Genomic DNA, 18,850 nt, shown 5'->3' with positions numbered 1-18,850 from the left:
GCTCAGAGTCCCAGATCGCGCTTCGCGGCGACCTTCGACGACAGACCGTGGATCTCGACGAAGCCCTTCGATGCGGACTGGTCGAAGCTGTCGCCCTCGTCGTACGTCGCGAGGTTGAAGTCGTAGAGCGACTCCGGGCTGCGACGACCGTTGACGGTGATGGCTCCACCGTGCAGGAAGAGACGGATGTCGCCGGTAACGCGTTCCTGCGTCTTGTTGACGAACGTGTCCAGTGCGTCCTTGAGGGGCGAGAACCAGAGGCCGTCGTAGACCAGCTCGGACCAACGCTGCTCCATCTGACGCTTGTAGCGACCGAGTTCGCGTTCGAGGGTGACGTGCTCGAGTTCCTGGTGTGCGGTGATGAGAACCATCGCGCCGGGAGCTTCGTAGATCTCACGGCTCTTGATGCCCACGAGACGGTCCTCGACGACGTCGAGACGGCCGACGCCCTGAGCGCCTGCGCGCTTGTTCAGTTCCTGAATGGCTTCGAGAACCGACACCGGGCGGCCGTCGATGGCGACCGGGCGGCCCTTGTCGAAGCTGATGATGAGCTCGTCGGGTGCGTTCCAGTTGACCGTCGGGTCCTGGGTGTAGTCGTAGACGTCCTTCGTCGGCGCGTTCCACAGATCCTCGAGGAATCCGGTCTCGACGGCGCGGCCCCAGACGTTCTGGTCGATCGAGAACGGCGACTTCTTGGAGACGTTGATCGGGATGTTGTTCTCTTCGGCGAAGGCGATGGCCTTCTCGCGGGTCCAGGCGTAGTCGCGGACCGGTGCGATGACCTGCAGGTCGGGTGCGAGGGCGCCGAATCCGACCTCGAAGCGAACCTGGTCGTTGCCCTTACCGGTGCAACCGTGCGAGACGATGGTGCCGCCGTGCGAGCGTGCAGCTTCGACGATGTGCTTGACGATCAGCGGACGGCTGATGGCCGAGACGAGCGGGTAGCGGTCCATGTACAGGGCGTTGGCCGCGATGGTCGGCAGGCAGTATTCGTCCGCGAACTCGTCGCGGGCGTCGACGACAACGGATTCGACTGCGCCGCAGTCGATCGCGCGCTGACGCACGACCTCCATGTCCTCGCCACCCTGCCCCAGATCGATGGCGACGGCGACAACTTCAGCGCCCGTCTCCTTACCGATCCAACTGATGGCAACAGAAGTGTCCAGCCCGCCCGAGTAGGCGAGTACGACGCGATCGGCCATGGTTTTTGTGCTCCTTCGGTTGAAAATCTCTATCAAAGAATAAGGGGTCAGGCGAGCGATTCGATCATGGCCGCGAGTTCCGCTCCGGAAAGCGGTTCCCGGGCCACTACGAAGATGGTGTCATCTCCGGCGATCGTGCCCACGATGTCCGGCATCGAGGACCGATCCAGTGCGCTCGCGAGGTAGTGCGCGGCTCCCGGCGGTGTCCGGAGGATCGCCATGTTGCCGCTGAAATCGGTGGAGACCAACAACTCACCCAACAGCCGTGAGAGGCGGTCGGTACCGCCGGCCACACCGCGTACCGGGTTCCCGTCCTCCGGCACCACGTAAACACCGGCGCCGCCGTCGGCGGCACGCAGTTTCACCGCTCCCAGCTCTTCGAGGTCACGCGAGAGCGTCGCCTGCGTTGCTTCGATGCCCTCGGCACCGAGCAAGGCCGCCAGCTCCGTCTGACTTCGGACAGGGTGAGCCGCCAGAAGCGCGATGATGCGCGACTGGCGACCAGCCCGAGTGGGAGCGACGCTCACGCCGGGTCCAGTTGGGTTCGCTGTTCCAGCAGCCACACGAGCAATGCCTTCTGGGCGTGCAGACGGTTCTCCGCCTCGTCCCAGACAACACTCTGCGGCCCGTCGAGAACCTCGTCGGTGACTTCTTCGCCGCGATGCGCGGGCAGGCAGTGCAGGACGACGGCCTTCGGATCTGCCTTTGCGAGCAGCTCCTTGTTGATCTGGAACGGACGGAAAGGTCCGACCCGATCGAGCCCGTCGTTCTCCTGACCCATCGAGGTCCAGGTGTCGGTGACCAACGCGTCGGCGCCGACGACGCCGGCCTGTGGGTCCTGCGTCAGGGTGATGGTCGCGCCGGTTTCCTCGGCGCGTTTGCGTGCTGCTGCCACGACCCAGTCCGCCGGTTCGAAGCCGGCGGGGCTTGCGATGGTGACGTCGATGCCTGCGGTCACTCCGCCGAGCATCAGCGAGTGAGCCATGTTGTTGGCGCCGTCGCCCAGGTAGGTCAGCTTCAGCCCCTTGAGCTCACCCTTCTGTTCGATCAGCGTTTGCAGATCGGCCAGAACCTGACAGGGATGAAATTCGTCGGACAATGCATTGACGATGGGAATCGTTGCGCCCGTAGCCATTTGCTCCAGGCGCTTCTGGCCGAACGTGCGCCACACGACGGCGTCGACGTAGCGGGAGAGAACGCGTCCGGTGTCCGCCAAGGTCTCTTCACGACCGAGTTGAGTGCTGCGCCCGTCGACGACGACAGCGTGACCGCCCATCTGTGCGATGCCCATCTCGAACGAGAAACGTGTACGCGTCGAGTTCTTCTCGAAGATGACACCGACTCCGCGGGGACCCTCGAGCGGACGCCGAGCGAACGGGTCCTTCTTGAGAATCGCAGCGAGTTCCAGAACTTCGGCCTGCTGCGCCGGAGTCAGATCGTCGTCCCTGAGAAAGTGTTTCACCACGGTAGTCACTTCTCCCCCGGCTGGTCAGCCGATAGTGCACTGTCGAAGATGGCAGGTAGTGCTGCCACGAAGGTTTCGGCCTGCTCGTCCGTGAGGATGAGCGGCGGCGCCAACCGGATCACTCCGGGTTGCGCTGCATTCACAAGGTACCCGGCTTCGCGCGCTGCGTTTTCCACCGCCGGCGCGACGTCCTCGGTCAGCACGACACCCAGCAACAGTCCTGATCCCCGTACGTAGTCGACCAACGGATGGCCCAGATCTTCGATGCCCGCCGAGATCGACTTACCCAAGCTGTCGGCGCGTGAGATCAGGTCTTCCGCTGCAATGGTTTTCAGCACGGCAAGTGCCGCCGCAGCACACACCGGATTGCCACCGAACGTCGTACCGTGCTTACCCGGTCCGAACAACTCGGCCGTTGCCCCGGTCGCGATGCAGGCGCCGATCGGCATTCCGCCACCGAGTCCCTTCGCGAGGGTGATGACGTCCGGAACGATGCCGACTGCCTGATGGGCGTAGAACCAGCCGGTCCGGCCGATGCCGGTCTGCACTTCGTCGAGCACGAGAAGTGCACCGCGCTCGGCGGTGATCCGCCGAGCCTCGACGAGGTATCCCTCGGGTGGCACCACGACGCCGCCCTCACCCATTATCGGTTCGAGGAACACAGCGGCGGTGTCGGAATCGACGGCCTGCTCGAGTGCCTCGACGTCGCCGTACGGCACGAACTCGACACCGGCGGGCATCGGTTCGAACGGCGCCCGCTTGGCCGGCTGACCCGTCAGAGCGAGTGCCCCCATCGTGCGACCGTGGAAGGAGCCTTCGGCTGCGATGATCTTCTTCCGGCCGGTGGCGCGAGCGAGCTTGAAGGCAGCCTCGTTCGCCTCGGTACCGGAGTTGCAGAAGAACGCGCGCCCGGTGACGTTGCCGAGATGAGCGAGCAACTGCTCCGCCAACTCGACGACCGGCTCGCTGGCGTACAGGTTGGAAACATGGCCGAGTGTCGACAACTGAGTAGTGACGGCTTCGACGACGGCCGGATGTCCGTGTCCGAGGATGTTGACCGCGATTCCTGCCAGGAAGTCGACGTACTGCTTGCCGTCGGCGTCGGTGAGTACGGCGCCGTCACCGCGGACGAGAGCAACCCGGGGTACGCCGTAATTGTTCATCAGCGAAGCGGACCACCGCTGCTGCAGATCGATCGTGCTCATGAGATAGCTCCCTGCTGGGGACCGGCGACCGAGGAACCCGGCACGACCATCGTGCCGATTCCTTCACCGGTGAAAAGTTCGAGTAGGACTGAATGTTCGAGCCGACCGTCGATCACGTGCGCCGACGGCACACCTCCGCGCACCGCGCGAAGGCAGGCCTCCATCTTGGGCACCATGCCGGCGTCGAGACTCGGCAACAACTGGGCCAGGGCGTCGGTGTCGATTTCGGTGGCCAGTGAGGCTCGGTCCGGCCAATCGGTGTACAGGCCCTCGACGTCGGTGAGGACAACGAGCTTCTCGGCACCGATCGCCTCGGCCAGTGCTGCAGCAGCGGTATCGGCGTTGATGTTGTGGACGACACCGTCGGCGTCGGGTGCGATGGTCGAGACGACCGGAATACGTCCTGCCGCAATGAGATCGAGTACCGCGTCTGGGTTCACGGTGGTGACGTCCCCGACCAGCCCGATGTCGGTCTGCTCCCCCTCGACCGCAACAGTGCGTCGAGTAGCGGTGAACAGGTGCGCATCTTCACCGGAGATACCGACCGCGTAAGGACCGTGCGCGTTGATCAAGCCGACGAGTTCACGGCCGACCTGACCGAAAAGCACCATCCGCACGACGTCCATCACCTCGGGCGTCGTGACCCGGAAACCACCGCGGAACTCACCCTTCATGCCAAGGCGTGCCAGCATCGCGTTGATCTGCGGGCCACCGCCGTGCACGACGACGGGATGGATGCCGACAGTCCGCAGGAACGCCATGTCGGCGGCAAATGCCGTTTTGAGCGTCTCGTCGATCATGGCGTTTCCGCCGTACTTGACCACGACCACCTTGTCGCGGAATCGCTGCAGCCACGGCAGCGCGTCGGCAAGGACATGCGCTTTCTGATGCTCGCTGATCACGGGATACGTCTCGGTCATGACGAATACGCCGAGTTCTCTTCGACGTAAGCATGCGAGAGGTCCGTGGTGCGAATGCTCACGGACTCGTTGCCGATTCCCAGATCGATGTCGAGTTCGATGTCGATCCCACTCAGGTCCACCTCACGCGCCCCCGGAGCACCGACGCCGTCGATGCAGACGGGACTCCCGTTGAAGGACACACTGATTCGATCGGGATCGAGCTCGATGGGAGCGATACCCACTGCGGCGAGAACGCGGCCCCAATTGGGATCGGAACCGAAAAGCGCTGTCTTGACCAGGCTGTCGCGGGCGATCGTCCGGGCGCCGATCAACGCATCCGACTCGGACGCTGCGCCGCGAACCGTCACCTTGACCCGCTTGGTGACGCCCTCGGCGTCTGCCATCAACTGATCCGCGAGATCATCACACACGGCCAGCACTGCGGCGTTCAGTTCGTCCTGCGTCGGCGTGACACCGCTGGCGCCGGAGGCCAACAGGAGCACTGTGTCGTTGGTGGACGTGGCGCCGTCGACGTCGAGGCGATCGAAGCTCAGGTGGGTGGCGGCGCGCAGAGCGGTATCGAGCTGATCCGCCGTTGCGACAGCATCGGTCGTGACGACGCACAGCATGGTGGCCAGCGCAGGCGCGAGCATGCCTGCGCCCTTGGCCATTCCGCCGACGTTCCATTTGTTCGCGTGGTGCAGCGACGCCTGCTTCGGCACGGTATCGGTGGTCATGATCGCGTATGCCGCGTCGGTGCCGCCGGAGATTCCGCCGGCCAGTTCGTGCACCACCTCGGTGACACCGGGGATCAGCTTGTCCATGGGCAAGCGGTCACCGATAAGTCCGGTCGAACAGACAGCGACCTCGATCGCGCCCGTCTCGGTGCCCCAATTACTCAGTGCCGAAGCAACTTCCTCGGCAGTCTTGTGTGCATCCTGGAATCCACCCGCGCCCGTGCAGGCGTTCGCGCCGCCCGAGTTGAGCACCACCGCGCGCAGCTTGCCCGTCGTCAGGACCTGCTGAGACCAGAGCACCGGAGCTGCCTTGACCTTGTTCAGGGTGAAGACGCCGGCAGCGGCCAGATCGGGTCCCTCGTTGAGCACCAATGCGAGGTCCGACTTGCCACTCTTCTTGATACCGGCAGCAATTCCGGCACCGCGGAATCCGGCAGGTGCGGTGACGCCCTGCGTGCGGAGCAGACGTCCCCCGGCGACGTGAACCACGTCTGCAACGGTCGCGTCAGGCTCGATTGCGTTGTCGATCTGCTGCGGATTGTCGGTGCTCACGGAGCTACTCCCACGGTAGAGAGACCTGCGGTCTCGGGTAGGCCAAGGGCGAGATTCATCGATTGCACCGCGCCACCGGCGGTGCCCTTGGTGAGATTGTCGATTGCCGAGATGACAACGAGCTGACCGGCGTCGGCGTCAACGGTGACCCCGATCTGCACGGCATTGGATCCGATCACGGCACCGGTCTGCGGGAAGACTCCGGCAGGCAGCACGTGGATGAACGGCTCGTCGTTGTATGCCTTTTCGTAGATTTCGCGCGCTTGCTCTTCGGTGGCCGTGGTGGCTGCCGTGCAGGTCGCGAGGATGCCGCGCGGCATGGGCGCGAGGACCGGAGTGAAGGAGACACTGATGTCCTTGCCGCCTGCGGCCGAGAGATTCTGAATGATCTCGGGGGTGTGGCGATGGACGCCGCCGACGCCGTACGCACGGACGGAGCCCATGACCTCGGAACCCAGCAGATCAGCCTTCGGTGCCCGGCCGGCGCCCGAAGTGCCACTGACCGCAACCACGTTCACGTGTGAGTCCACGATCCCCGCGGCAACGGCGGGGGCCAGCGCGAGGCTCGCTGCCGTCGGGTAGCAGCCCGGAACAGCGATGCGGGTTGCGCCTACCAATTTCTCACGGGCACCGGGCAATTCAGGAAGACCGTATGGCCAGGTACCGGCATGAGTGCTCTTGTAGTACTTCTCCCAGGCTGCGGGATCCTGCAGCCGGAAGTCCGCGCCGCAGTCGATGATGACCGTCGACTCGGGCAGCAACTTGGCGTACTGAGCCGAATTTCCGTGTGGGAGACCGAGGAAGACGACGTCGTGACCCGAGAGGATTTCGACAGTGGTCTCTTCGAGTACCCGCGAAGAGAGTGGAAGCAAGTGCGGATGATGCTCACCGAGCGTCGAACCGGCGTTGCCACCGGCGGTCAGCGAACCGATCACCAGACTGCCGTCGGCGTAGGACGGGTGCCCGAGGAGCAGACGCAGAACCTCACCACCGGCGTACCCACTGGCGCCGGCAACGGCGACTCTGATCGGCTTGCGTGCGTTCTCGGTCGTACCACCTTCAGTCATGTCACACAGTATGCATCATTGTGCATCGGTATGCATAATTACTTACCCATGGATCGCCGGATCTCCTCGAGCTTGGCCTTTGCGGCCTTCTGGCGCTCGTCCCACTGCTCGTCGACGGACTTTCCGGCAGGACTCTCGTGCGCCAGTTCGGACGAACCTATTGAAGTACCGAAGCGCCCCTCTATCTTCTCCCGAACGCGGTCGAAAGTGGGCACTCCCCCTTCGGTGTAGTCGGGTTCGGGAATTCTCGGATCGGTCGCAAGTACCACCGGGACGTCGATGATCTCGTCGACCTCCACAACGGTGTCGGGCAGTTCGACTTCTTCGGCGTCGGTGATCGTGTTGTCGTCCTCTACACGGTGCGGCTCGAGGCTCGCGGCAGCGGTGTCCACCACGGAAAGAAGGACCGACAAGCTCGGACGACGCTCGACCACTGCGCGAACGACCGCGAGGAAGTCCTTGTCGTCGAGTGCACTGGCGGCCTCGACTACCTGGCGCACGGAACCATCGTGCTCGGACCCATCATGTTCGGGCCCATCATTTCGTGACACTGTGAGTCCCTTCTCGAAACGCCGACGGACAACTCCGATCCTTCCACGACTGTCTGCCGAAGGGGTCAGCGTGAGGCGAGGTACGCGGCAAACGCGTCCTCGCTCGAGTATTCGGGGACGTACCCGAACTGTTCCTTGAGCCGCCGATTGTCGAGAACCGGTCGGTACTGGAGAAATCCGACGCGCTCCGGACCGTGTTCCGTTACGCCCAATCGCCGTCCGACGCGTAGAACGCCTCGCAACAACCATGCAGGAAGCGTCACCGTGCTCTTGCCCATCCGGGAAGCCAACTCGTCGACGGTCAGCGCGCCGTCGCCCGCGACATTGAAGATGCCCACTTGGTTTCCGGTCACGGCCTCCGCAAAAGCGCCCGCGACATCGGTGTGCCAGACGAAGACGAAGGGGCTGTCGCTCCCGGCAACCTTGAGCAGCTTGCGGCGATCGAACAACGCGGTGATCTGATTGTCGACGCTCTCACCCAAGATCGTGCCGATCCGGAAGACAACCTGTTCCAACTCCGGGTGTTCGACGCGATATTCGACGAGCATCTCTTCGACCAGGCGTTTGTGGCGACTGTATGTGAATTCGTCGTTGCCTCGGACAGGTACGTCCTCGGTGATCCACGGTGGGCTGTCGGAGTGGTAGCCGTACGCCGCTCCGGACGAAGACACGACGATCCGTCCAACCCCGTGTTCGACGCAGGCCGCGAGCACGTTTCGTGTCCCGTCGACGTCGACGCGGTACTCCTGCTCTGCTGTCGTGTTCTTGCCGGGATTCACGATGGACGCAAGGTGGATCACGACGTTCGGTCGGTACTGACCGAACACCCGCCCCAATTCTGTGGGGTCGCAGACGTCCGCCCTGACGCGGCGGATGCGATCGTCCGGCGTGTCCTTGACCGTGAGGTCGACACAGACGACGGTGATGCCCTGCGCGATCAGTGCGTCGATGACAGCGGTACCCAGGAACCCGTTTCCGCCCGTGACGAGTGCGACGGTCATGCCGGTACCGCCTTTCGGGCGCGTCGCTTGGACCAGATCGTCGCCAGAGCCAACCCGGCGATGATGTCCCAGATCCCCCACCAGCCGGCCACGACGGCCATGCCACCGAGACCGTCGAAGAACGTGAACACCAGGCCAAGCCCCAGCCCGGCATTGCGGATGCCGACCTCGAAAGAGACGGCGCGACGGCTGTATTCGTTCAACCCGGTGACGGCGCCGCAGAAGTATCCCAGTGCGAGGGCAACCGTGTCGTGCAGGAAGACCGCGAGCAGTACCACCCCGATGTAGTCGACGAAGTACGACGCATTCCCCGACACCCCCGCGACGATGAAGATCAACAACGCCACCAACGAACCGTTTTTCACCCAAGGCTGCGCTTTCGCGGCGATCTCCGGAAACCTTCGTGCCGCCCAGATGCCGAGAACGAACGGCACACCGATGATCAGGGTGATTTGCGCGACCATCTCGAGCGCATTCAGGTTCACGGACTGCAACAGAGCGTCGGTCTCCGGGCGTCGGCTCCCCCAGAACGCAAGATTGAGCGGCATGAGGAAGATCGCGAGGACGTTCGACACCGCCGTCATGGACACCGAGAGTGCGACGTCGCCGCCCGCCCGGTGAGTCAGGACGTTCGAGATGTTCCCTGGCGGGCAGCACGCCACCAGGATCATGCCGAGTGCTACCGACGGAGCCGGCGAGAGAATCAGCGTCAGGAGAAAAGTCACTGCCGGCAACAACACGAACTGCGCAGCAATACCCACCGCCATCGCCTTGGGTTTGGTGAGCGCACGACGAAAGTCGTCGACCGAAGTGTCGAGGGCGATCCCCAGCATGATCGCGGCCAGCACCACGTTGAGGATAATCAACGATCCCGGGTTGAAGTTGAGCACCACGTCGTCGATCGGCATCACTGTCCTCCCTTCGTCAGAGCGGCATCAAGCAGTCCGATGTGTCGCTTGATCGCCGATCGGTAGGCGTCCTTGTTCACGTAGTAGGCCATTCGTCCCAACTTCAGGTACTTGTATCCCCCGGACAGATCGGGAGGAGGACCGGCCGCCGCCGCCGAGAATTCCCGCGCCGCGGCGGGGGCTTCGGTACGTGCGGTGATCAATTTGGCCACCAACTCGGCCTGCTCGAAACGGCCCTGCCACCCGAGACCGGATGCTTCGACCATGCCGAGAACAAAGAGATTGTCGTGGCGGCGACTCGCGACGTTGAGGAACAGGTCCGGGGCAGCGCCCGACCAGTCCAAGTCCTCGCGCGCGATGAAGGGATAGTCGAGGTGATACCCCGTGGCGCAGAGAACGAGGTCGTAGTCGGCAGACGATCCGTCGACAAACCGCACCGTCTTCCCCTCGAACCGGTCGACGTCGGCGCGCACGTGCACATCACCGTGCCCGATGTGGTGCAGGATCAACGAGTTCACGACCGGATGCGATTCGTAGATCTTGTAGTCCGGTGCCGGAAATCCGAACCGCACCGGATCACCCGTGAACTGCTTGAGTACCAAGGTGTCGACGCGTTGTTTGATCCACGGCGGCAACGGCTTTCCCTGATTCAAGGTGTCCGAGGGTCGGCCGAACAGATACTTGGGGACGAAGTAGTAGCCTCGCCGAACGCTCAGGTCGACGCACTCGGCCTGGTGGACGGCATCGACGGCGATGTCGCATCCACTGTTGCCCGCTCCGATGACCAGTACCTTCTTCCCGCGGAAGATCTCGGCGCTGCGGTACTGGCTCGTGTGCATCAACGTGCCGGTGAAGTCGCCCCGGAAAGTCGGCATGTTCGGCTTCGACAGCGTTCCGTTCGCGATGATCACGCCTCGATACCGCGCGACTGTTGTCTCACCGCTGCGACTGCGCGTGGTGACCTGCCATAGCGAATCGACCGGCGAAACGTCGACGACGGTAATGCCGAAGGCAAAGTGCCTGCGAAGATCGTGAGTATCGGCGTAGTCGCGGAAATAATCGGCAAGTTCGACGTGGCTCGGGTAGTCGGCCACCGAATCAGCCATCGGGAACTCCGCGAATGCGGTGGTGCCCTTCGAAGAGATGAGGTGCGCCGACTCGTAGACGGTGCTGTGCGGGTTGTCGATGTCCCAGAGCCCACCGACGTCGTCGTGGCTCTCGAAGCCGTCGAACGCTATCCCGGCCCGATCGAGGTTTCGCGCGCCGGCCAATCCAGACGGGCCCGCTCCGATCAGCGCGTACTTCTCCTCTGTGATCATCCGTCGAGCGTCGCAGATAGTCCGAATCTTGCAGCAATATGCCGGATAATGACGTTATGAGTGCACCAGATGCCGGCAACGGTCGCAGGATAGATGAAATCGATCTGAGGATAATCAATGCGCTCCAGCTCGCACCGCGATCGAAGTGGCTTTCGTTGGCCGAACCACTCGAACTCGACGCCGCGACTCTCGCCCGTCGTTGGAATCGACTCTCCGAATCGTCGTTGGCCTGGGTCACGGTCACTCCAGGGCCACAGGTGCTGGGCAGCATCGTCACAGCGATCATCGAAATCGATTGCTCACCTGCTCTTCTCGACACCATCGCGGCACGGCTGACTCGCTCGGCCCACGCCGTGACCATCGAAGCATCAACGGGCAGAGCAGATCTGCTCGTCACAGCCGGTACCGCGGATCTGGCGTCGATGTCGCGCTTCATCTCGGAAGACGTCGCAACGATCGACGGTGTACTGGCGACACGAACCTCGATCATCACACGCTGGTTCACCGAAGGTGGGCGATGGAGACTCAATGCGCTGGCACCGTCCGAGAAGGGTGTGCTGACCACCAGCGAAAACCGTCCTGCCGTGCGCGCTCGGCCGACCGGCATTTCCGAACAGGATCGCAAGGTTCTCACGATGCTCGCCTACGACGGGCGCACTCCCATGAAGGAACTGGCCGACGCGATCGGTGTCAGTCCCGCTGCGTGCAAACGCCAGATCGACCGGCTCACGTCTTCGGGGTTGGTGGCGCTGCGGTGTGAATTCGCGCGGCCGCTGGCCGGGCTTCCCGTGCTCGCCACTTTGTGGTGCCGCGTCGAAGCCGAGATTCTCGATACGGCGGGACGAGTGCTGAGCCGAGCGCCGGAAGTCCGAAACTGCTTCGCTGTGGTCGGCGCCGACAACCTGGTGGTTCAGTTGTGGCTGCATTCTCCTGCAGAACTCGATGCATTCGAAACTCGTCTGCGCAAGGAGATTCCGGGTCTTTGCGTCACGGAACGATCCATCGTGCTGTATTTGCGCAAACTGCTCGGCCACGTGCTCGACCAGCAAGGGCGACGGACGGACACCGTTGCGCCAGATGTGTGGCTTTCCGATTCACCTCAGTCGAAAAGCCGATAACACGACAGAGCCCACGACCACCGGCAACGGTCGTGGGCTCTGTGATCAGTTGAGGAAATCAGCCACGCATCTGCGCACCGACAGCCTTGGACGCCGCCTCCACTGCTGCATCGCGCGCGGCACTGGCCTCGTCCTCGGTCAGCGTCCGGTCGACACCACGGAATCGCAATGCGAACGCGAGCGACTTGCGGCCTTCACCGACCTGCTCGCCCTCGAAGACGTCGAAGAGGCGGATGTCTTCGAGAAGCTCACCGCCGCCGGAACGCAGAGCTTCCTGCACCTTGGCTGCCGGAATGTCGCGATCGACAACAACTGCCACGTCCTGGAGCACTGCGGGGAACGGCGAAATGCGCGGAGCGGGCAGATTCTCGACCAATGGCAAAGCGTCGAGATCGATTTCCAGTGCGCAGGTGCGCGCGGGCAGTCCCGCGCGCTCGAGAACAGCCGGATGCAGTTCGCCCGCATGACCGACTACGTTGCCGTCAACGACAACCTCGGCGCAACGGCCGGGATGCCACGGCAGGTACTGCGCCGCACGCAGTTCCACCTCGACGCCTGCTGCAGCTGCAATGACCCGCACGGCTGCAAAAGTGTCCGAAGCCTCGGCCTGACGGCCAGGACCCCAGGGGCCGCTCGGCTCACGCAAACCACTCAACACTGCAGCGATGTGCACGGGCTGAGCCGGCAACGACGCGATCAGGTTCGCGATCTGCTCGTCCGTCGGACGACGATCCACCGGCAATGCATCCACCGGCTTGGTGTCGGGGCCCGGCAGGACGACCTGCGCGATGCCGTACAGCGACAGATCACGCTGACCGCGAGAAGCGTTGCGAGCCAGGATCTCCAGCAGACCCGGGAGCAGCGTGGTCGCCAACTCCGGACGATCGGCTTCGAGCGGGTTGAGGACCTTGCTGGTGTTGCGGCGCGGATCATCCGCGTCGAGGCCCCAGACGTCGAAGACGTTCGTCGGCAGGAAGACCGGAGGAAGGACCTCGACGTAACCGGCGTGAGCCACGGCCTTCGAGACCGTGCGCTTTCGCCGCTGCGACGGAGTCAACCCACGTCCGGCCGGAGCGGCGGGAAGCACAGACGGGATCTGCTCGAGACCTTCGAGGCGAAGAACTTCCTCGACGAGGTCCGCAGGCTGCACCAGGTCCGGACGCCACGACGGCGGCGTCGCGACCAACTGGCCGTGTCCATCTTCGCTGACGCCGACCTCGACGTTGCAGCCAACCTGGGTGAGGCGGCGAGCTGCGGTGCCGTTGGGGTACGTGACTCCGGCGACACGGTCGGGCAGGTCGATATCCATGCGAATGGCAGCGCGAGGGGCAACATCGCCCACGTCGGTCAGGACCGGTTCGATCCGTCCGCCGGCAATCTCGACCAGCAGAGCGGCTGCGCGGTCGACGGCCGCGAGCGGAATCGCCGGATCGACGACGCGCTCGAAACGCTTGCTCGCCTCACTCGGCAGCTTGTGCCGGCGCGCCGTCTTGAAGACTGCGAGCGGATCCCAAGTAGCTCCTTCGAGGAGGATGTCCGTCGTTGCCGTTCCCACCTCGGTGGTTGCGCCGCCCATGACGGCAGCCAGCGAGATGACTCCGGAATCGTCGGCGATGACAACGTCTTCGGGATCGAGCGTGCGTTCGACGTCGTCGAGCGTCGTCAGCTTCTCCCCCGCCTTGGCGCGACGGACCACCAGGTCGCCCTGCACCGAGGTCGCATCGAACGCGTGCAGAGGCTGACCGAGTTCGAGCATCACGTAGTTGGTGACGTCGACGGCCGGCGAGATCGGGCGAACACCCGAGAGCAGAAGTCGACGCTGCAGCCACCACGGGCTCACTGCCTGCGGATCGATACCCGTGATCTTCCGCATCACGAAACGCGAAGCCTTGGACTCCGGTTCGAGGCGCACCGGCCAGGCTTCACCCTCAGCCGGGTGCGCGGGAACCGAAGCGGGATCGGCATATTCGAGATCGAAGCCGCACGCGAGCTCTCGCGTGAGACCGCGGACCGAGAAGCAGTAGCCACGGTCCGGGGTGATGTTCAGTTCGATGATCGTGTCACCGAGACCGAGCAACTCGTTGCCATCTGCGCCGGGTTCGGCGGTACCAGGCTCGAGCACCAAGATGCCCGAATGGTCTTTGCCGATACCGAGTTCCGAGACGGAGCAGATCATGCCGTCGGACACCTGGCCGTACGTCTTGCGAGTGGCGATTTCGAATCCGCCGGGCAGCACCGCGCCGGGCAACGCAACGACGACGAGGTCACCCTCGTTGAAATTGCGCGCGCCACAGACGATGCCACGGGGCTCGGGTTCGCCGACCTCGACCTGGCAGAAGCGGATCGGCTTCTTGAACTCGGTCAGTTCGGTGATGGAGACGACCTTGCCGACGACCAACGGGCCGTCGATCGCCTCGAGTGTGTCGAGTTCCTCGACTTCGAGTCCCACCCGGACGAACCCGGCGTCCAGCTCTTCCGGGGTCACCTCCCAGTTGGGAGTTGCCCGCTGCAGGATCTCGGTCAGCCAGGATTGCGCTACTCGCACGTCTGCTCAGCTCTCTCGTTTGTCGATAAGTCTTTGTGAAGGTTCCGCGGACCGGATCGGTCAGCCTGCGACACCGAAGGGCAGCGTGAAACGCACGTCACCTTCGACGATGTCGCGCATGTCCGGGATACCGTTGCGGAACTGCAGGGTCCGCTCGAGGCCCATGCCGAATGCGAAACCCGAGTACTCGTCGGGATCGATACCGCTGGCGCGCAGAACGTTCGGGTTGACCATGCCGCAGCCGCCCCACTCGACCCAGCCTGCGCCGCCCTTCTTGTTCGCGAACCAGACGTCGACCTCGGCCGACGGTTCCGTGAACGGGAAGTAATTGGGGCGCATACGGGTACGCGTCTCGGGGCCGAAAAGGGCACGAGCGAACGCGTCGAGAGTCCCGCGCAGGTTGGCCATGGTCAGGCCCTTGTCGACGGCCAGGCCCTCGACCTGCGAGAAGACAGGGGTGTGGGTCGCATCGAGTTCATCGGTGCGGAACGTGCGGCCCGGGCACACCACGTAGATCGGCACCTCACGCGAGAGCATGGTGCGGACCTGCACCGGCGAGGTGTGGGTACGCAGCACCTGGCGAGAGTTCTCGGGTGCCAGGTGGAAGGTGTCCTGCATCGTGCGCGCAGGGTGATCCGGCAAGAAGTTGAGTGCGTCGAAGTTGAAGTGCTCGGTCTCCACCTCCGGACCCTCGGCAACTTCCCAACCCATCGCGACGAATACGTCGGCGACCTGCTCGGAAATCAGGCTGATCGGGTGACGCGCCCCGACGGGGTGACGATCGGAAGGCAGAGTGACGTCGATTGCCTCGGCAACCAACACCGCGGCGTCACGCTCGGCGAGGAGGACCTCACGACGAGCGTCGTACGCGTTGTTGATCCGAGTGCGGAAGATGTTGACGCGCTTACCGGCGTCCGCCTTTTCCTTGCCCGGAAGGCTGCCGAGTCCCCGGCGAGCGAGGGCGATCGGGGACTTGTCCCCCAGGTGCTCCACCTTGACGTGCGCCAGCGCATCCAGGTCAGCGGCGTCCGCCAGCGCCTTCTCGGCGTTCTCAGCCGCAGCGGTCAACGCCTCTTCGGTGAGTACACTCGCGTCGACCTCCGGCGGTGTCGCGCCCTCATTTTTGGCCACGGCTGTGACGCTCCTGTCGCTTCTCGGTTTACTTCTCGTACTGCGTGCTTCTTGTACTGCTTACTTCTTGTACTGCGAGCGAGCATTCGAACTCGCTCGAGCATTGTCTCTGCTCTTGTATTGTCTCAGGCTTCCGCAAATGGGATTCCGTGAGGTCTTCGCGTGCGTTTTCAGCCGTGATCGGTGGCGCGATTTTGCACCCGCGCGCTTGCGTACAGGCAAATTGCCGCCGCTGTCGCGAGGTTCAAGCTCTCGGCGCGGCCATGGATCGGAATCCTGACCCGATGATCAGCCTGCGCGGCGATCGCCGGATCGAGACCGTGCGCTTCGTTACCGAACAGCCAGGCCGTCGGCTTGCTCAGCAACTCGTCGGCCTCGTCGAGATCGACCTCGCCGTCAGCTGCAGTCGCGAGAATCTGAATGCCGGCTGCGCGAATCTGCTCGATCACCGACACTGTGTCTCGATCGCGGACGACTGGCAGGTGAAACAGGCTGCCCGCCGACGAACGAACGACCTTGCCGTTATGCGGATCGACGCTGTCGCCGGCGAGGATTGCCGCGTCGGCACCCACTGCGTCTGCGATGCGAATGACGGTGCCCGCGTTACCTGGTTCGTTGACCTCGACCGGCACTGCGAGCAGGCGGGTCTCCTGATGGACGGCTGCGCTCAGCGGTACATCCAGTAGATCGCTGACGGCAACGAGTCCGGGCGGCGTGACGGTATCGCTGAGAGCTTTGATGGCTCGATCGGTCACAAGAGCAACACGAACTCCAGCGGTCAGCGCCCGATCGATGACGTGCTGATAGCGCTCGGCTGCGTCCTCGGTGTAGAAGAGGTCGTGCACCGGGCGGGCCTCGCCATTCGAGAGTGCACCGTTCAACAGTTCGGTGACCGAGTTCTCGCCCTCGACGAGGAAACGTCCTGCTTTGCGTCGTTCTGCTGTGCGCAGGAGCTTGACAGCAGAAACGACCCGCGGAGTCCGCTCGGTGAGCGGGTCCACGGGCCGTTGCTGTGATGCGTGAATCAGGCTGCTTCTCCGGCAGGAGCGTTCACGTCAGCCGGCAGAGCGGCCTTCGCGAGTGCGACCAGGCCGGCAAAGGCCTCGGCATCGGAGACAGCGAGCTCGGCCAGGATCTTGCGGTCGACGTCGACCTCTGCCAGACGCAGGCCCTGGATGAGGCGGTTGTACGTGATGTCGTTTGCACGAGCTGCAGCGTTGATACGCGTGATCCACAGCTTGCGGAACTCGCCCTTGCGCGCACGACGGTCGCGGTACGCGTAGGTGAGCGAGTGGAGCTGCTGCTCCTTGGCCTTGGTGTACAGACGCGAACGCTGTCCACGGTAGCCGCTGGATGCAGCAAGAATTGAACGACGCTTCTTCTGGGCGTTGACCGCCCTCTTTACGCGTGCCACTTGAAAAATCCTGTCAATCTAGGGGCTGAAAGTACGGCCCCGGGTGGTCAGTAAGGGGGCGACTCAGATGCCGAGCATGCGCTTGATGCGCGGAGCGTCGTCAGGGCTGACAACAGCGACACCGTCGAGACGACGGGTAACCCTGCTGGACTTGTGCTCGAGAAGGTGGCGACGGCCGGCCTTCTGGCGCATGAGCTTTCCGCTGCCGGACACCTTGAATCGCTTCGAGGCGCCGCTGTGGCTCTTCATCTTGGGCATGGAGTCCTCAGTTCTTGTTACGTGGTGGATCTTGGGAAATCGACTAGCTGGCCGGAGCCTCGGGAGCGGCATCGCCGGTCGCCGGTGCTTCCGGAGCTGCTTCACTGGAAGCCGGTGCGGCCGGAGCCGGACGCGGAGCAGCCTGAGCCACTGGCGCCTGAGCGCTCTCCTGCGCCTTGACACGAGTCTTGGCGCCCTTGTGCGGTGCCAGGACCATCGTCATGTTTCGGCCGTCCTGCTTTGCCGAGGTTTCGACGAATCCGAGATCTGCGACGTCTGCTCCCAGACGCTGCAGAAGGCGGTAGCCGAGTTCGGGGCGTGACTGCTCACGTCCGCGGAACATGATCGTGACCTTGACCTTGGAACCGGCTTCGAGGAAGCGAACGACGTTGCGCTTCTTGGTCTCGTAGTCGTGGTCGTCGATCTTGGGTCGGAGCTTCTGCTCCTTGATGACCGTCAGCTGCTGGTTCTTACGTGACTCACGTGCCTTCTGTGCAGCCTCGTACTTGAACTTGCCGTAGTCCATGATCTTGCAGACCGGTGGACGGGCGTCAGGAGCTACCTCGACCAGGTCGAGGTCGGCCTCAAGGGCCAAGCGGAGTGCATCTTCAACACGCACGATGCCTACCTGTTCGCCGCCAGGTCCGACCAAACGAACCTCGGGAACGCGGATACGATCGTTGATGCGGGTCTCAGTGCTGATGGGGCCTCCTAGGTTGAACGGTGCGGTCTTCATGACCGCACGCAGCCCGTACCGCCCGCACCCCAACAAAAAAGCCCCGCTGTGATGATTGCTCATCCGCGGGGCCCGATGTCGACCGATCACATAAGATCCAGCTCACGCCGAAACCTATCTCCTCGACTGAGCGAGGAACCTGACGAAGAATGATCTCCGATAACAGGTGACCGGAACCACTGAACTGCAGTTTCACCTGCCGCGCAGAGGTGGGAGTCGGACTCCACTTGCTGCCCCCGAACAAGTCGGAGGCGGTCGTTGCAACAAGAGTAACAGGTCGCCACAGATGAAAGAAATCGGTGCCGCTCCCAGTACTGCCGGGAGAGGCCCGATTCAACACCGTCACGGCCTGATGGAATCCTTACATCCATGAGTGAGAACTTCGAGGCAGAACAGAACACCGACGGCGCGAACCCCGACGTCCGCGAACTCTCCGAAGTTCCCGCGGTCGAGGTCATCAGCCGTGCTGCAGTGATGCTGATGAGTTCGGCTGCCGAAAAACTCGGCCTCTCCGACGCCGATCCGTCTTCCAGCCCCTACCTGGACCTCGACGAAGCGCGTCGAGTCATCACGGCACTTGCCGGACTCGTGACTGCGTCGGTCGAATACCTCGGCCCTCATGCCGGACCCATCCGTGAAGGCCTCCAAGCCCTGCAGCGCGCATTCCGTGAGGCCTCCTCGCACCCGGACGAGCCAGGAAAGGGACCGGGCGAGAAGTTCACCGGTCCGGTCTACTGAA

Annotated in this window: 19 protein-coding genes; 2 read left to right on the top strand and 17 right to left on the bottom strand. The window is 63.5% G+C overall.

Annotation, left to right across the window (positions count from 1 at the left end):
• Window positions 1-2 precede the first annotated feature (2 nt).
• The 11 genes from QM609_RS26650 to QM609_RS26600 form a co-directional block, all read right to left on the bottom strand.
• A complete protein-coding gene (locus QM609_RS26650; protein ID WP_007736221.1) occupies window positions 3-1,202 on the bottom strand; it encodes an argininosuccinate synthase in 1,200 nt (399 codons plus the stop codon).
• Window positions 1,203-1,249: 47 nt separating this feature from the next.
• Window positions 1,250-1,729, bottom strand: a complete 480-nt coding sequence (locus tag QM609_RS26645) for an arginine repressor (protein WP_007736224.1) — start codon at window positions 1,727-1,729, stop codon at window positions 1,250-1,252.
• Complete coding sequence (argF, locus tag QM609_RS26640; RefSeq protein ID WP_021334039.1) at window positions 1,726-2,676, bottom strand: ornithine carbamoyltransferase; 951 nt, start codon at window positions 2,674-2,676, stop codon at window positions 1,726-1,728. Before argF ends, QM609_RS26645 begins: the two co-directional genes overlap by 4 nt.
• Window positions 2,673-3,872: an acetylornithine transaminase gene (locus QM609_RS26635; protein WP_007736227.1), complete on the bottom strand. Its 1,200-nt coding sequence runs from the start codon at window positions 3,870-3,872 to the stop codon at window positions 2,673-2,675. Before QM609_RS26635 ends, argF begins: the two co-directional genes overlap by 4 nt.
• Window positions 3,869-4,792, bottom strand: a complete 924-nt coding sequence (gene argB, locus QM609_RS26630) for an acetylglutamate kinase (RefSeq protein WP_007736229.1) — start codon at window positions 4,790-4,792, stop codon at window positions 3,869-3,871. Before argB ends, QM609_RS26635 begins: the two co-directional genes overlap by 4 nt.
• Window positions 4,789-6,027: a bifunctional glutamate N-acetyltransferase/amino-acid acetyltransferase ArgJ gene (gene argJ, locus QM609_RS26625; RefSeq protein WP_050656537.1), complete on the bottom strand. Its 1,239-nt coding sequence runs from the start codon at window positions 6,025-6,027 to the stop codon at window positions 4,789-4,791. The genes argB and argJ overlap by 4 nt, the downstream gene beginning before the upstream one ends.
• Window positions 6,028-6,059: 32 nt before the next feature.
• On the bottom strand, window positions 6,060-7,130 hold the full coding sequence (gene argC / locus QM609_RS26620; protein WP_019748609.1) for an N-acetyl-gamma-glutamyl-phosphate reductase: 1,071 nt from the start codon (window positions 7,128-7,130) through the stop codon (window positions 6,060-6,062).
• 38 nt (window positions 7,131-7,168) lie between these two features.
• The gene (locus QM609_RS26615; protein ID WP_042925854.1) at window positions 7,169-7,630 is read right to left on the bottom strand and encodes a hypothetical protein; all 462 of its coding nucleotides are present in this window, start codon (window positions 7,628-7,630) and stop codon (window positions 7,169-7,171) included.
• Between the two features lie 116 nt (window positions 7,631-7,746).
• Window positions 7,747-8,682 (bottom strand): SDR family oxidoreductase, encoded by a 936-nt coding sequence (locus QM609_RS26610; protein ID WP_215515932.1) that lies wholly within the window; start codon window positions 8,680-8,682, stop codon window positions 7,747-7,749.
• Window positions 8,679-9,590, bottom strand: a complete 912-nt coding sequence (locus QM609_RS26605; RefSeq protein ID WP_042925863.1) for a bile acid:sodium symporter family protein — start codon at window positions 9,588-9,590, stop codon at window positions 8,679-8,681. Before QM609_RS26605 ends, QM609_RS26610 begins: the two co-directional genes overlap by 4 nt.
• Window positions 9,590-10,909, bottom strand: coding sequence for a flavin-containing monooxygenase (locus QM609_RS26600; RefSeq protein WP_007736253.1), 1,320 nt, complete (start codon window positions 10,907-10,909; stop codon window positions 9,590-9,592). Before QM609_RS26600 ends, QM609_RS26605 begins: the two co-directional genes overlap by 1 nt.
• 56 nt (window positions 10,910-10,965) lie before the next feature.
• Between QM609_RS26600 and QM609_RS26595 the strand changes: the two genes are divergently transcribed.
• Entirely contained in the window at window positions 10,966-12,027 is a 1,062-nt protein-coding gene (locus tag QM609_RS26595; RefSeq protein WP_050656526.1) for an Lrp/AsnC family transcriptional regulator, read from the top strand.
• Between the two features lie 58 nt (window positions 12,028-12,085).
• On the opposite strand, the gene pheT is transcribed toward QM609_RS26595, so the two are convergent.
• The 6 genes from pheT to infC form a co-directional block, all read right to left on the bottom strand.
• Window positions 12,086-14,572, bottom strand: a complete 2,487-nt coding sequence (gene pheT / locus QM609_RS26590) for a phenylalanine--tRNA ligase subunit beta (RefSeq protein ID WP_050656525.1) — start codon at window positions 14,570-14,572, stop codon at window positions 12,086-12,088.
• A gap of 60 nt (window positions 14,573-14,632) precedes the next feature.
• The gene (pheS, locus tag QM609_RS26585; protein WP_003944109.1) at window positions 14,633-15,703 is read right to left on the bottom strand and encodes a phenylalanine--tRNA ligase subunit alpha; all 1,071 of its coding nucleotides are present in this window, start codon (window positions 15,701-15,703) and stop codon (window positions 14,633-14,635) included.
• A 170-nt stretch (window positions 15,704-15,873) separates the two neighbouring features.
• Window positions 15,874-16,704 (bottom strand): TrmH family RNA methyltransferase, encoded by an 831-nt coding sequence (locus QM609_RS26580; protein WP_007736261.1) that lies wholly within the window; start codon window positions 16,702-16,704, stop codon window positions 15,874-15,876.
• A gap of 23 nt (window positions 16,705-16,727) precedes the next feature.
• The gene (rplT, locus tag QM609_RS26575) at window positions 16,728-17,117 is read right to left on the bottom strand and encodes a 50S ribosomal protein L20 (RefSeq protein ID WP_003944011.1); all 390 of its coding nucleotides are present in this window, start codon (window positions 17,115-17,117) and stop codon (window positions 16,728-16,730) included.
• A gap of 63 nt (window positions 17,118-17,180) precedes the next feature.
• The gene (gene rpmI, locus QM609_RS26570; protein ID WP_003944043.1) at window positions 17,181-17,375 is read right to left on the bottom strand and encodes a 50S ribosomal protein L35; all 195 of its coding nucleotides are present in this window, start codon (window positions 17,373-17,375) and stop codon (window positions 17,181-17,183) included.
• Between the two features lie 43 nt (window positions 17,376-17,418).
• Window positions 17,419-18,111, bottom strand: a complete 693-nt coding sequence (infC, locus tag QM609_RS26565; RefSeq protein WP_003944008.1) for a translation initiation factor IF-3 — start codon at window positions 18,109-18,111, stop codon at window positions 17,419-17,421.
• Window positions 18,112-18,480: 369 nt separating this feature from the next.
• On the opposite strand from infC, the gene QM609_RS26560 reads away from it, so the two are divergent.
• Entirely contained in the window at window positions 18,481-18,849 is a 369-nt protein-coding gene (locus QM609_RS26560; protein ID WP_007736262.1) for a DUF1844 domain-containing protein, read from the top strand.
• Window position 18,850: the final 1 nt, after the last annotated feature.

The sequence above is a fragment of the Rhodococcus sp. IEGM 1302 genome (genome assembly GCF_030056935.1).
GTDB classification, from domain to species: domain Bacteria; phylum Actinomycetota; class Actinomycetes; order Mycobacteriales; family Mycobacteriaceae; genus Rhodococcus_F; species Rhodococcus_F qingshengii.
The sequence above is the reverse complement of the archived record's forward strand: the minus strand, read 5'-3'. Positions and strand labels throughout refer to the sequence as shown.

Excerpts from the sequence above, each read along its gene's own strand:
- QM609_RS26650 (WP_007736221.1), bottom strand. The coding sequence starts at position 1,202 with ATGGCCGATCGCGTCGTACTCGCCTACTCGGGCGGGCTGGACACTTCT.
- QM609_RS26635 (WP_007736227.1), bottom strand. The coding sequence starts at position 3,872 with ATGAGCACGATCGATCTGCAGCAGCGGTGGTCCGCTTCGCTGATGAAC.
- argB (WP_007736229.1), bottom strand. The coding sequence starts at position 4,792 with ATGACCGAGACGTATCCCGTGATCAGCGAGCATCAGAAAGCGCATGTC.
- argC (WP_019748609.1), bottom strand. The coding sequence starts at position 7,130 with ATGACTGAAGGTGGTACGACCGAGAACGCACGCAAGCCGATCAGAGTC.
- QM609_RS26610 (WP_215515932.1), bottom strand. The coding sequence starts at position 8,682 with ATGACCGTCGCACTCGTCACGGGCGGAAACGGGTTCCTGGGTACCGCT.
- QM609_RS26605 (WP_042925863.1), bottom strand. The coding sequence starts at position 9,590 with ATGCCGATCGACGACGTGGTGCTCAACTTCAACCCGGGATCGTTGATT.
- QM609_RS26600 (WP_007736253.1), bottom strand. The coding sequence starts at position 10,909 with ATGATCACAGAGGAGAAGTACGCGCTGATCGGAGCGGGCCCGTCTGGA.
- QM609_RS26595 (WP_050656526.1), top strand. The coding sequence starts at position 10,966 with ATGAGTGCACCAGATGCCGGCAACGGTCGCAGGATAGATGAAATCGAT.
- rpmI (WP_003944043.1), bottom strand. The coding sequence starts at position 17,375 with ATGCCCAAGATGAAGAGCCACAGCGGCGCCTCGAAGCGATTCAAGGTG.
- infC (WP_003944008.1), bottom strand. The coding sequence starts at position 18,111 with ATGAAGACCGCACCGTTCAACCTAGGAGGCCCCATCAGCACTGAGACC.
- QM609_RS26560 (WP_007736262.1), top strand. The coding sequence starts at position 18,481 with ATGAGTGAGAACTTCGAGGCAGAACAGAACACCGACGGCGCGAACCCC.